The organism is Ruminococcus sp. 1001136sp1_2201st1_G3_2201SCRN_220225 (assembly GCF_040924365.1).
GTDB classification, from domain to species: Bacteria; Bacillota; Clostridia; order Lachnospirales; family Lachnospiraceae; genus Blautia_A; species Blautia_A faecis.
Genome location: NZ_JBCOME010000039.1, coordinates 1 through 13,857 on the forward strand (window position 1 = coordinate 1; position 13,857 = coordinate 13,857).

The window sequence follows — 13,857 nt, forward strand, 5'->3', positions numbered from 1 at the left end:
CACGAAACAAAATCAAAAGACTTAGATATAGACTATACTCCGCCAAAACCAAAGAAGCCCCGCATTCCACCAATGAACCACCCCTGGCGTCGTCAACAGTTTGGAAAATTTGTCAAACAGCAAGAACACCACCAGAATGATCAAGATACAAAAATTGCCTGAGGAATGAAGCACATCAATATAACAAGCCCCAGCAAAAAGCCGGGGCTAATACTTCAATTATTTTAGGACATTTTCAAAAACGCTTGACAGCAATTTTTTCATATTTTATAAACATTTATTAAAATTGATTTCCTCTAAAGTAAAAAATCTGCCTGTGAATTTTCTCATCACAGACAGATCTCACATTATTATATTAATTTACTTACTGCTCTTTTTCATAAAGAAATTCTTCCGGTAAAGTAACATGAAAGTCTTTGGCTACTGCGCGGAAATCATCAGGAGTAATGGTCTGAAGCTTACGCGGTGCCATGGACATTACCTTCACCAGGATTTCCGCAGACTTCTCTACTGTATGGAGAAGGCCAAAGGTCAGGTCAAAGTCCTCACCGGAGCAGAACATTCCATGATGTGCCCAGATAACAACGTCATATTTCTTCATCAGCTCAGCTGTTTTTACTGCAATTTCTCTTCCGCCTGGTACCATCCAGCCTACAACGCCTACGCCATCCGGGAAAACAACCGGGCATTCTGTTGCAGACTCCCACAGCTCTCTTGTAAATACCTTGTCGTCCAGTGGAAGGACAAAGGTTAATGCGATGGTGTTGGTTGTATGTGCGTGATAAATAACACGATGTCTGCCGTTTGTAAGCTTCTTTTTTACCTCATGATTCATAAGGTGGGTTGGAAGCTCGCTGGTTGGGCGGCCGCCTTCTACCAGTCCCCAGCGGATCCTGTAATTAACACCCTTGTCATCCAGTTCAATGATTGCAAGACAGGCTTCCGGGTCAACTGCTATGTTTCTGAAATATTTGCCACTTCCGGTTACCAGGAAAAACTCTCCTGCAAGTCCCGGCACCTCTGTGCCGATAGGCTGCCACTCGCCTGGTGCATTCAGACGGGGACGGATCATTTCTACTTCTTCTGCTTTCAGACGATAGCTTAAGTTTCCACCGTTTCTCTCATGCCAGCCCTGCTGGAAACCATCGTCCGCCATTTTGATAAAGCCCTTCATAAATTTGGAATCTAAAATCTTCATACCATCTTCTCCTCTTTTATTTTTCGTATCGCCAACTGACGTTTCCTAATAGGAAAAACAATTGTCAGCTGATCGCAATTATGGTCTCAGGGCGTGTTTGTGAGCCCTTTCTTATGAGACCATACGAATACGCTGCGTCCGTTCTTTTTCTTCTTACAGGTATCCGGTATGCTTTTGTTTGCTCTTCTTGTTTACAGACTCAGTATAACACCAATTCTCATTTTGGAAAGAACCTTACTTGCCAAATTGTTTTCCGCTTTTTGCAAATAAGGACCCAAAATAAAAATTTCTGTTTCTAGAGCCTTTTTTTCCAATAAAATAGTAAAAAAATATAATTCTAAATTTTTTGAAAAAAAGTAAAAAAAGTTGTTGACAATTTGCGACAGTTGATAGTATAATAGCAAAGCGAGCTGCGGGAGAGAAATAAATTTCACAGTTTGTATATGGGGTCTTAGCTCAGCTGGGAGAGCATCTGCCTTACAAGCAGAGGGTCACAGGTTCGAGCCCTGTAGGCCCCATACTTATGAAATGAATATGGCGAGATAGCTCAGTTGGCTAGAGCACGCGGTTCATACCCGCGGTGTCGAGGGTTCGAATCCCCCTCTCGCTATTATAGATGTTGCAGATTGCAGCATCTATTTTTTTTATCTATCAGCGAAGCGGACCTGGAATGTCCGCTTCGCTACTTGCTCATGAACGCAGTCGCTTCGCGATCTGTCAGTGGGAGTTTTCAAGTCAAACGCCATAAAACTTGGCATGTATTTTTTCCAGTTAATAATTTTTAAAGGAGTAACTGCATGAATATTGACCCATCTATCCGTAAACTTCTTGATAATGAAGCTACCATCCACGAAGCTCAGATCCGCGCTTTGTTCCAGACTCTTGACCGCAGGTTTGGGCTTCGTGGAGCTTCTGTGCCTATCCGCTTTGGTTACGATGAGGCTGTACTTGGCTCTTATACACCTGCTTCTTCTCATGAAAAGGAAGGCTTCTATTTTTCCCTTCTGTTTATTGGTTATGCCGTAAAGAAGCCTCTTTCCAAAGAGGATCGCCTGGATCTTTATAAGCACGAATACGCCCATTATATGCAGTACAATATGAAAATACCGGCGCAGTACAACTGGCAAGCCGGGAAACACGGGAGCGCCTGGAAATACTGCTGTTCTCTTGTGGGCGCCGCGCCTACTCCCTATTATAGAATCGGAGAAAGCCTTCTGAAGCACGATTATGACAAAGCTCTGAAAAACCCTATTCACGACAAGACAGTTCCCATCCGGGACACCTACCGCCGTGAACAGGCCTACAAAAGCGCCAAACATAGCGAAATAAAATTCCAGGTAAACGATGTGGTAACTCATCCCAAATTTGGGGAAGGTACTGTAGAGGAAATCGTACAACTGTCCAATTCCGTCCGGCTGCATATCCGGTTTGCAGATGATGAGGTAAAAAAGATTGACCAGAAATGGCTGCTACGGTCTGGTCATAAATAGTTATATTTTTACAAAACCCAATAAACTTATCATATAAAAGGAGTAAAAAGCCATGAAAAAAAATCATCATCTACACCGGCAGATTCACCTCTGCCTCATCATTTTACTGCTTCTGTTTTGCAGTTCAAGCCAGGTATTTGCCGCAGCAAGGGTAAATGTGAAAAATACCAGGATTAAATTATCAGCCACAAAGCTTACTTATAATAAAAAGGTACAGCGTCCAAAAGTAAGAGTAACTTATAAAGGAAAAGTCTTGAAGGAAAAGAAAAACTATATTGTAAAGTACTCTAAAGGCTGCAAAAAAGTAGGAACTTACACGGTTCAGATTATTGGAAAAGGCACTTATACCGGCACTGCTAAAAAACAGTTTGTTATTTTACCGCCGAAAGCCCAGATAATGAATATCTATGCAAAAACAGCAGCTGCAACTGTAGTAGTAAAAAGACAAACCTCCCAGACCAGTGGTTACCAGCTGCGCTATGCCACTAATTCAAAACTAAAAAATGCAAAAACTATAACAGTCAAAGGTAACAAAAACAACACAATTTTTCTCAATGGCCTCCGTGCCGGGACTACATATTATATGCAAACCCGCACTTACATGACCGTTAAAGGAAAAAAATACTATTCCAAATGGTCTTCTACAGGCCATTGCACAACAAACAGAGAGACAAACAGTACCCACCAAAGTGCAACCCCTACACCTACACCAACGCCTACATCCACACCGGTTCCTACACCCACACCGATTCCCAAAGCTGATCTGCCTGCACACGACCAAAAAGAAAATGCACCAGCTAAATATACATATGAAATTTACGGTCTGGACAAACAGAAGGCAGATATTTACACCGATTGTCTCAAACCTCTTTTTATAAAGACAGACAATCCGGATCCGAACTCTTTTTCCTTGATTTTTAATGGAAATGACTCGCGGACCAGCGCATACAGAAGTGGTTCATCTCGTTTCTTTGATGATATTCCTTTAGAAAACAATGACTCAGAAACTACTTCATTAGAGAAAGTAAAAGGCGGTTATATCAAATACGTGAAATTTTTCGAAGCAGGAACCTACACTGTAGAATTCAGGGAATATTCATTATCAGGTTATACGGTTGCAAATACAGTGACATTAAATGTTCTGGATTATGATCAGGCAGAAAACGCATGGCTGATTGACATTATTAACAAAACTACAACTGCTGATATGACTCCTTTTGAAAAGATGGACGCTATAAGTGCCTACCTCAGAGAACCAGGCCGCTTTAAATATTTAACCAGATATAACGATCATACAGTCGATCTGGCAGCAGATCCCAATGAGCCATTTTTTGTAACTTACCGTTGGAACTCTAGCACATCACCGTCAGTTCTCGGTGAGTTCGCTGAATTAGTCGGTGGATTTGATGATATTCATTATTGCTTTGGTGATTATCCGGTTGGCTCTCCATCATGGTCCATATGGCATTATGTGGTAAAGCTTACTATAGGAAATGAGACGCGAAACTACGCCGTTTGCCCAATGGGCTCAACCGGCAACATTGAAGAAATCAAAATGATTGATTTTTCCGATCTGAGCAATATGCGAAAGTTCGGATAATCTTAATTTAACAAATCAAATAAGTCCCCATCCCACTGTTTTAATTGCAAAAAACAGTGAATGGGGACTTTTTTCGATTATTCTATTTCTTAAGCTTCATTTTTACCGGCTCATACGTGGTATTCGTTTCATAGTCATATCCCCGTATTCCGATTTCGTCGGCAAGGTCCGTTTTCTGATAGCTTCTCTGGAAGGTGGCTTCTTTTCCAACCTCTGCCACCTCTGAACCACCGCCAAGGTCGGAAAGCTGCCACAGATTTCCATTCAGATCCATTACGTCAAGGGAAATACTGTCGCACTCTTCTAAGAAGATGCAATGGATTGTGACGTAATCGCCCACTTCTGTTTCTTCTATATCTGCGGACAGGATCTTTACTTTTCCATCTGCAGTTATCCCTTCACCATCCACAGGCACATAGGTCATGTTTTTCCCCTGGCTCTTATCTTCCAGCTGAAAAGTAATATTTGTACGCATCACATCATCAACGCACTTAGCATCAGGAAGCGTGGCAGTTCCAATGCAGGAAACGGTAAGATTCTTACTCTCATTTGTCTTTACCGCGGAAGAATAGAAATCTACTACATCATCTTCCAGATTTCGATAATCTCCCACTGCTGTTTCAATGCCAAGATCTGAATCAAAATCAAAGCTGGCTCCAACCTTTACTATGATCAGCCCTTTTTCTGCGGCATATTCTCCTATTGTCTTGTCACTTTCAATTCCAAGATTTCTTACAGGATCCTCATTCATGGTATCTTGTCCTGCCAGAAGATACTTGCCTCTTTCTTTCGCTGTGACTTCCATCACCACCTGGACGCTGTTCTTATCACATAGGGCTTCCTTCACGGTGTAAGTGAGAATGGAATCGCCATCTTCCTGCTGCACCGGATCTTTTTCAATCATCCCCTTGGCTTCTTCCGGCAACTTATTTCCAACTTCCTGGAAAAATCCGGAAATTCCTATATACTTCTCTGCTGCAAAAACAGTGGCACCAAATGCCATCACTGCCGCAAATGTCAGGATTAAACTGCGCTTCCAGTTTTTCCGTGTACCAATTTTTCCCATTCTGTCAGTGCCATTTATTACTTTTCCCGTTTTTTCTTCTTTCTGATACCCTCTATCGGACTCTGCCGAATTCTCTATCATTTCCAATGTCTCATCTACACGCCTGCGCACACATTCCGGCACTTCTGTTTCTTCTGAAAAAACATCAAACAATTTATCATCCATGAATATATCCTCCTTCATACTCTGCACGAAGCTGTTTTCTGGCTCTGGAGAGCCTTGTAAGCACTGTATTCTGGCTGATTTCCAGAAGAGCGGCAATTTCCTTTACACTAAGGGATTTGCTGTAATACAAAAGCATCACCACCTGGTACTTCTCTTCCAGGGATGCCAGGATTTCCTTCCACTCACAATCTACATAGCCTGATTCCTCGAAGATTCCCTCTTCCATTTCCATCGTAGGAAAAACACGGCCTTTATGCCGAAGCATTTCATTGCAGTTATTGATCAGAATCCGAATCATCCAGGTTTTGAAGTAAGAATCCTTTTTTAAAGTGGAAAGCTTCTCATAACACTTTAAAATCGTTTCCTGTATGGCATCTGCCACATCTTCGTCATTCTTCAGATAGGCCCAGGCTACTTTATACATGCTCTGGGTATTCATCCGGATGAGCTGTGCAAATGCACCGGAATCTCCGGATTTTGCCTTTTTCACCAAATTTTCCATAAGGTTTTTCGCTCCTTTTTGTGTTCTGCAGTACACGAAATTAATTGCTGTATTTCCTTTTACATACATTAGATGGAAATAGCCTGGAAAATATTTCATTAAAATTATTAAATATAGCGCAAGAACTATATTGATGGCAATGCATCTGCGATGACGAAAATCAAAGTAATGAAGATACAAAAAATATCCTGGATAAGTTACAATGCGGAAAAAGCTTTGTACTTACCAGGATATTTCTTTTTTAACGTTTTATTTGCAACGTTTTATTTGAAGTACTCAACACCGGACTCAAAGATCTGAATATCCTGCTGTCCATAGATGTTGATTGCAACGCCATTGTCGCGGCGCTCGCTATGTGCCATCTTACCGAGAACACGTCCATCCGGGCTTGTGATACCCTCAATGTTATAGGTAGATCCGTTGATATTGGATTCTTCGGACTGATCCAGCTCTCCGTTTGGATTTACATACTGGGTAGCTACCTGACCGTTTGCAAGGAGCTTAGCAAGCCATTCATCGTTTGCTACGAAGCGTCCCTCACCGTGGGAAGCCGGGTTGCAGTATACACCGCCAAGTGTGGCTTTCTGCAACCATGGAGACTTGTTGCTTACAACCTTTGTGTAAACCATCTTGGAAATATGACGTCCGATGGTGTTATAGGTCAGTGTAGGAGAATCCTCTTTCTGTCCGCAGATCTCACCGTATGGAACAAGTCCCAGCTTGATCAGCGCCTGGAATCCGTTACAGATACCAAGTGCAAGACCATCTCTCTCATTTAACAGCTTCATAACTGCCTCTTTGATCTTTGCATTCTGGAAGGCAGTTGCAAAGAATTTCGCAGAACCGTCTGGCTCATCACCAGCGGAGAAACCGCCTGGGAACATGATCATCTGTGCCTGATCAATGGATTTCTCAAATATTTCCACAGAATCACGGATATCCTCTGCACTTAAGTTCTTAAATACCTTAACGTCTACCTCAGCTCCGGCTCTCTCGAATGCCTTTGTACTGTCGTACTCACAGTTTGTTCCCGGGAATACAGGAATGAATACACGTGGTTTTGCTACTTTATGCTTGCAAACATAAATGTTCTTAGTATTGTAAACACCATTCTCATAGGTTGCTTCTGGATCTGCTGTCTTTACAGCCATGGCAACTGGTCCGTCATTTTCTTCGCCGGAGGTTGTCTTGAATACTTTCTCCAGAGTGCCTGTCCATGCCTTGTAAGCCTCATCCAGAGTGATCTCAGCGTTTCCGTAGGAGAATTTACCATCAGCTGTTACTTCACCGATCACGGTGTATGTGATGGAAAGCTGACCAACCTTTTCAGCCGGAACTTCCAGAACCAGATCGCCGAAGCCTGGTGCAAAGAAGTCTCTTGTATCCAGGCTATGCTCAATCTTCACGCCCATTGCATTTCCAAATGCCATCTTGCTGACAGCTGCAGCAATACCGTGACGGTCAAGTGCATAAGCGGAAACCACTTTTCCAGCCTGCATATCATTGTGAAGCTTCTCATACTGCTCCATAATGCCTGTATAGTCTGGTAAATCGTACTGATCCTTGGGTGCACGAAGCCATACCAGTTTATTTCCAGCCTTTTTCAGCTCTGGTGTGATCACATCCTGAAGCTTGGCAACATCCACTGCAAAGGAAACCAGTGTTGGCGGAACATCAATGTCATTGAAGGTTCCGGACATACTGTCCTTACCACCGATAGACGGAAGACCGAATCCCATCTGTGCTGCATAAGCACCAAGAAGTGCTGCAAATGGCTGGCTCCATCTCTTTGGATCCTCTGTCATACGACGGAAGTATTCCTGGAAGGTGAAACGGATCTTCTTATAATCACCGCCTGCTGCCACGATTCTTGCAACAGATTCTGTCACTGCATAAGCAGCTCCGTGATATGGGCTCCAGGAAGATAAGTATGGATCAAAGCCATAGCTCATCATGGTTACTGTATTGGTAGTTCCATTCTGTACCGGTACCTTGGCAACCATTGCCTGAGTCTCTGTAAGCTGATTTTTACCTCCATAAGGCATCAGAACGCTTCCTGCACCAATGGAGCTGTCAAACATCTCTACAAGGCCCTTCTGGGAGCATACATTTAAGTCTGCCAGTGTGGAGAGCCATTTTTCTCTCACATCGGCTACGTCCGGACGCTCTTCAAAAAGGTTGCCCTCTTTATTCGGAATTTCAACTTCTACAGTTGTCTCCTGATGTGCACCGTTGGTATCAAGGAATGCACGGGAAATATTTACAATCTCCTTTCCTCTCCAGGAAAGCACCAGTCTTGGCTCTTTTGTTACAACAGCAACCGGAACTGCTTCCAGGTTCTCTTCGTTTGCAAAGCCAAGGAATTTCTCTACGTCTTCCGGAGCAACAACAACTGCCATACGTTCCTGGGACTCGGAAATTGCGATCTCAGTACCGTCAAGACCTGCATATTTCTTCGGAACTTTGTCCAAGTCGATCTGAAGACCAGGTGCCAGCTCTCCGATTGCTACGGATACACCGCCTGCACCGAAGTCGTTACATTTCTTAATGATATAGCTGACTTCCTCACGACGGAACATACGCTGGATCTTACGCTCTGTAGGTGCATTTCCTTTCTGTACCTCAGCGCCGCAGACCTCGATAGAAGCCTCTGTATGTACCTTGGAGGAACCGGTAGCACCACCGATACCGTCACGTCCGGTACGTCCTCCAAGAAGGATGATGATATCTCCCGGATCAGAATTCTCACGAATAACTGCACGTCTTGGAGCAGCACCCATAACTGCACCGATCTCCATACGTTTTGCAACGTAGTTCGGATGATAGATTTCTTTTACATAGCCGGTAGCAAGACCGATCTGGTTACCGTAGGAGCTGTAGCCGTGAGCTGCACCACGAACCAGTTTCTTCTGCGGAAGCTTGCCCTTCAGAGTCTCTTTTACGGAAACAGTAGGATCTGCTGCTCCTGTTACACGCATTGCCTGATATACATAAGTACGTCCGGAAAGCGGGTCACGGATTGCACCGCCAAGGCAGGTAGCTGCGCCACCAAATGGCTCGATTTCTGTCGGATGGTTGTGTGTCTCATTCTTAAAGTTGATCAGCCATTCCTCTTCTTTTCCATTTACATCAACCGGCACTACAATACTGCAGGCATTGATCTCGTCGGACTCTTCCTGATCCTGAAGCTTGCCTTCGGATTTCAGTTTCTTCATAGCCATAAGAGCAAGATCCATCAGGCAGACGAATTTGTCGTCTCGTCCCTTATAAAGGACTTCTCTGTCGGAAAGATATCTGTTATAGGTATCAACGATAGGAGTTTTATAATCACCCTCATCAAATTTCACCTGTGTAAGCTCAGTGGAGAATGTAGTATGACGGCAATGGTCAGACCAGTAAGTATCCAGAACACGAATCTCGGTCATGGACGGATCACGTTTCTCCTCGTTCTTGAAATAGTTCTGGATATGAAGGAAATCCTTGAATGTCATAGCAAGGTTCAGGGAGCTGTAAAGTTCCTTCAATGGTGCTTCATCCATATCGCGGAAGCCATCGAAAATCTTAACATCTTCCGGGTCCTTGAACTCTGTAACCAGTGTCTCCGGCTTCTGAAGACCTGTCTCACGGGAATCTACAGGGTTAATGCAGTGATTCTTGATTGCCTCGAATTCTTCCTCTGTAATGTCACCTTCGATCACATAAGTAGTGGCAGAACGGATGATTGGCTGTGCATTTTCGTCCAGGAACTGCACGCACTGTACAGCGGAATCTGCTCTCTGGTCAAACTGGCCAGGAAGGAATTCTACAGAAAAAACATGTGCGCCATCTGCTGCCTCGAATTTCTCCAGGTAAAGATCATCTACCGGCGGCTCGGCAAATACGGTATGGCATGCTTTCTCAAATACATCATCAGAAATATTCTCTACGTCATAGCGGATCAGTTCCCGCACGTTTGTTACAGTCTGAATGCCCAGATAAGAGCTGATCTCATGCTTCAGTTCTTTGGCTTTTACGGCAAAGGATGGTTTCTTTTCTACGTATACTCGTCTTACGTTACTCATTGGAAAACTCCTTTCGTGAATGTGAAATCATAGTGTGGTGTGCTTTTTCATTTTGAAAAAATATGGATGACTGCGCAAAACTGCAGCCATTCTTGCACATTTTCGTTTATTATAGTATCATAGGTTTTGTCATAAGTAAAATTAATATATCTTATATTTTTTATTACTATTACTTCTATATGTAAATAAACATGGCTCATCAGTCATAGCAGAGTTTGAGTTACTGTTCACTGACAATATTCCGCGAGGTGTTTTTTGTGAACAAAGTTCACAGAAAACCCGAGAATTGCAGCGCGAAATCATGCGAATGCGTGATTTCTGTGCATCGCGAAGCGTGTTACTGGTCACGGAGTGGACAGTAACGAGTTTGATTTTGGAGGATTTATATATGGATATCAATCTTGAATTATACAAATGCTTTTACTACGTTGCCACCACCTTAAGCTTCTCTGAAGCCTCCCGCCAGCTGTTCATTTCCCAGTCTGCAGTAAGCCAGGGAATCAAGGCTCTGGAAAAAAAGCTGGGACGGGAACTGTTTTTCCGAAGCACCAAGAAGGTTTCCCTTACCCCTGAGGGAGAAATACTTTTCCAGCATGTCAAACCGGCCCTGGAAATGCTTTCCCAGGGAGAGGCACAGCTTCTTGAGGAAGACAGACTTCAGGGGCAGCTTCGGATAGGGGCAAGCGATACCATCTGCCGGTACTTTCTGATTGACTACCTGAAGCGCTTTCATCAGGATTATCCCGGAGTGCGGATCAAGGTCACAAACAGCACCTCCATGGGCTGCGTGGAGCTTCTGGAAAACCGTCAGGTGGACCTGATCGTAAGCAATCTTCCCAATTCCCGGCTTACCGCACACACAAAAGTACAGATGGTAAAAGAATTTCGGGATATTTTTGTTGCCAATCCGGACTTCTTTCCACTTGAAGGAAAAGCCCTGGAAATAAAGAAGCTGATGGAATATCCTCTTCTCACCCTTTCGTCCAAAAGCACAACAAGTGAATATCTTCATCAGTTTTTTGCATCCCACAGACAGAATCTGATTCCGGAGGTTGAGCTTAACAGCAATGATCTGCTTATTGATCTGGCACGCATTGGTCTTGGAATTGCCTGTGTTCCGGATTACATGCTGGCTTCTTTACGTGGACAGGAAACCGCTCTGATAGAGGTCAGCCTGAAGCAGCAGCTTCCACCCAGACAATTAGCCCTTGTATATCACGAAAGCCTTCCTTTATCCCAGGCTGCCCAGAAGTTTTTTGACTATTTTTCATCAAAAAGCACAAAAACTACTTCTTTTTAGCATATTTTGATAGCTAAATATTACCATATCATGTACAATGTAGATGTATGAAAAAAACAATGGGAGGTATTAAATTTTATGGATCTTTCAACTTTGGTAAAAATGTCAAACACTTACGGAAGCAATCCTGCTTACGTTCTTGCAGGCGGTGGAAATACTTCTGTCAAAGATGAAACCACACTGTATGTAAAGGGCTCCGGTACACAGCTTGCCACCATTAAGGCAGAGGAATTCGTTGAGATGAGCCGCGCCCGTCTCAATGAGATTATGAAAACAGAGTATCCGGGAAATGACACAGAGCGTGAAGCTGCCTATCTTGCAGATGTAATGGCGGCAGTAACAGATGCAGATAAGACCAAGCGTCCAAGCGTGGAAGCATTACTCCACAATTTATTTGCATATACCTATGTACTGCATGTTCATCCTACTCTTGTAAATGGTCTGACATGCGGCAATGGCGCAAAGGCACTTTCCGAGCAGCTCCTTGGTAAAGAGGTTCTCTGGATCGACATCTGTAAACCAGGATACACACTTGCACGTATCTGTTATGAGAAAATGAACGCTTACAAAGAAGAATTTGGAAAAGATGTGCAGGTTCTTCTGCTTCAGAATCATGGTATTTTCGTAGCTGCAAATACCGTAGAAGAGATTGGTGTTTTATTTGATGGCGTGATCTCCACCCTTGAAAAACAGGTAAAACGAACAGCTGACGTCAGTGATGCTGTTACCCCGGCAAAAGAAGCTGCTGCACAGAAGCTTTCCCAGCTGCTCGGACATGCTGTAGAGATTGTACCGGCTGCTGAAGCAGATAATTTTGTAAAAAATAAAGAAGCTGCCGCACCGCTTCTGAAACCATTCACCCCTGATCACATTGTATATTGCGGTCCATATCCTTTATTTGTTGAAAACATTGATCAGGCAAAAGAAGCACTGGATACATTTATGGCTGAAAATGATAAAGAACCAAGACTGATCCTGGTTCAGGGCGTTGGTGCATTTATTATGGAAGATGACAAGGGGAAAGCTGCCAAGGCACAGCTTCTGGCTAAGGATGCCATCAAGCTTGCTGTCTATGCAGAAAGCTTCGGCGGTCCGCTTCAGATGACAGATGAGATCACTTATTTCATTACCCATTGGGAAGCAGAGGCTTACCGCAGTAAGAAATAAAGAAAAGAAAAAGATTCTGGTAAAAACAGGATGTTACAATCTTGTTTTTACACAGAATCTTTTTTTGCAAAATGTTCGCCACAATTTGTGTGATTTTCTATAGTGCTCTCAACCTCTTACTGTGGCAGAACCCCATCTGCTGCTTCAATATACGGATTATCGATCTCATCAAAGGCGCCCTCGTCAACCTTGGCTGCATAGGCCGGGTCGATTGGCATTTTGCCAAGAACCGGAACATTCAGGGATGCGGCAATCTCGTCAATGTGGCTTTCGCCAAATACTTTCAGTTCTTTGCCGCAGTCTGGACATTTCACATAACTGTAGTTCTCTACAAGGCCCAGAACCGGCACCTTCATCATTCCAGCCATATTGTATGCCTTCTTCACGATCATGCTTACAAGATCCTGTGGAGAGGTTACGATCACGATTCCCTGAATCGGAAGGGACTGGAATACAGTCAGCGGAACGTCTCCTGTTCCTGGTGGCATATCTACGAACAGGTAATCTACATCACCCCAGATAACATCTGTCCAGAACTGTTTTACCATGTTGCCAAGGATCGGTCCCCGCCAGATTACCGGAGTGTCCTCAGTTGGAAGAAGCAGGTTAATGGACATAACCTTGATTCCATTTTGGGTCTCCATAGGGAAAATACCGCTGTCGTTTGCCTGGGCAGCACCTTTCAGGCCGTACATTTTCGGTATGGATGGTCCGGTAATGTCTGCGTCAAGGATTCCTACTTTATAGCCTTTCTTTGCCATTCTGTTTGCAAGAGATGCTGTCACGAAGGATTTTCCAACGCCGCCTTTACCACTTACAATACCGATCACATGCTTTACATTGGACATTGCATTCATTGCGGCCTGCATGCTCTGCGGATTTTTCTTGCTGGCACAGCCTTCACAGCTTGATTTGTCGCAAGTCTTGCTGTCACATTCTTTTGCCATTTTTATCTATCTCCTTTTTCCTTATTTATTTCATAAACCTGTCAATTGCACGTTCCAGTTCCTTGATGGCGTCCTTGTCTCCATGCTCTACCGCATCCACAATACAGTGTTCAATGTGATCCTGTAAAATAATCTTGCCTGTATTATTAATAGCAGATTTCACTGCGGAAAGCTGGATTAGCACTTCGCTGCAATCCCGGCCGTCTTCCACCATACGTTTGATGGATTCCAGGTGCCCGATTGCACGGGAAAGCCGGTTCAGTACAGCCTTGGTCTGTGCATGACTGTGGTGATGTCCGTGTTCTCCATGGGAATGCATGACAGTGGTGCCATCTTCCAGAACATGGGTATGCATATGCTC

The 13,857-nt window shown here is 43.8% G+C and carries 10 protein-coding genes and 2 tRNA genes; 6 read left to right on the forward strand and 6 right to left on the reverse strand.

Annotation, left to right across the window (positions count from 1 at the left end; translation table 11 throughout):
• Positions 1–364 precede the first annotated feature (364 nt).
• The gene (rhaD, locus tag AB5642_RS12820) at positions 365–1,198 is read right to left on the reverse strand and encodes a rhamnulose-1-phosphate aldolase (RefSeq protein WP_118578371.1); all 834 of its coding nucleotides are present in this window, start codon (positions 1,196–1,198) and stop codon (positions 365–367) included.
• Positions 1,199–1,643: 445 nt separating this feature from the next.
• Here rhaD and AB5642_RS12825 point away from each other — a divergent pair.
• From AB5642_RS12825 to AB5642_RS12840, 4 genes are all read left to right on the forward strand, one after another.
• A tRNA-Val gene (locus tag AB5642_RS12825) sits at positions 1,644–1,716 on the forward strand.
• A gap of 18 nt (positions 1,717–1,734) precedes the next feature.
• Positions 1,735–1,808, forward strand: a tRNA-Met gene (locus tag AB5642_RS12830).
• 187 nt (positions 1,809–1,995) lie between these two features.
• A complete protein-coding gene (locus AB5642_RS12835; RefSeq protein ID WP_173718250.1) occupies positions 1,996–2,688 on the forward strand; it encodes a hypothetical protein in 693 nt (230 codons plus the stop codon).
• 52 nt (positions 2,689–2,740) lie between these two features.
• On the forward strand, positions 2,741–4,288 hold the full coding sequence (locus tag AB5642_RS12840; protein ID WP_173718249.1) for a hypothetical protein: 1,548 nt from the start codon (positions 2,741–2,743) through the stop codon (positions 4,286–4,288).
• 82 nt (positions 4,289–4,370) lie between these two features.
• Here the strand turns inward: AB5642_RS12840 and AB5642_RS12845 are convergent, their stop codons facing one another.
• From AB5642_RS12845 to AB5642_RS12855, 3 genes are all read right to left on the reverse strand, one after another.
• Positions 4,371–5,519, reverse strand: coding sequence for a DUF4179 domain-containing protein (locus AB5642_RS12845; RefSeq protein WP_173718248.1), 1,149 nt, complete (start codon positions 5,517–5,519; stop codon positions 4,371–4,373).
• Positions 5,512–6,021 (reverse strand): sigma-70 family RNA polymerase sigma factor, encoded by a 510-nt coding sequence (locus AB5642_RS12850; RefSeq protein ID WP_118581320.1) that lies wholly within the window; start codon positions 6,019–6,021, stop codon positions 5,512–5,514. The genes AB5642_RS12845 and AB5642_RS12850 overlap by 8 nt, the downstream gene beginning before the upstream one ends.
• Before the next feature lie 263 nt (positions 6,022–6,284).
• A complete protein-coding gene (locus tag AB5642_RS12855) occupies positions 6,285–10,082 on the reverse strand; it encodes a phosphoribosylformylglycinamidine synthase (protein WP_173718247.1) in 3,798 nt (1,265 codons plus the stop codon).
• A gap of 388 nt (positions 10,083–10,470) precedes the next feature.
• Here AB5642_RS12855 and AB5642_RS12860 point away from each other — a divergent pair, with 388 nt between their 5' ends.
• Together AB5642_RS12860 and AB5642_RS12865 are read left to right on the forward strand one after the other, a co-directional pair.
• A complete protein-coding gene (locus AB5642_RS12860; protein WP_173718246.1) occupies positions 10,471–11,382 on the forward strand; it encodes a LysR family transcriptional regulator in 912 nt (303 codons plus the stop codon).
• A gap of 78 nt (positions 11,383–11,460) precedes the next feature.
• Complete coding sequence (locus AB5642_RS12865) at positions 11,461–12,549, forward strand: class II aldolase/adducin family protein (protein ID WP_173718245.1); 1,089 nt, start codon at positions 11,461–11,463, stop codon at positions 12,547–12,549.
• Between the two features lie 116 nt (positions 12,550–12,665).
• Here the strand turns inward: AB5642_RS12865 and AB5642_RS12870 are convergent, their stop codons facing one another.
• Together AB5642_RS12870 and AB5642_RS12875 are read right to left on the reverse strand one after the other, a co-directional pair.
• A complete protein-coding gene (locus tag AB5642_RS12870) occupies positions 12,666–13,496 on the reverse strand; it encodes an Mrp/NBP35 family ATP-binding protein (protein ID WP_173718244.1) in 831 nt (276 codons plus the stop codon).
• A 25-nt stretch (positions 13,497–13,521) separates the two neighbouring features.
• A complete protein-coding gene (locus AB5642_RS12875) occupies positions 13,522–13,851 on the reverse strand; it encodes a metal-sensing transcriptional repressor (protein WP_118581323.1) in 330 nt (109 codons plus the stop codon).
• Positions 13,852–13,857 lie beyond the last annotated feature (6 nt).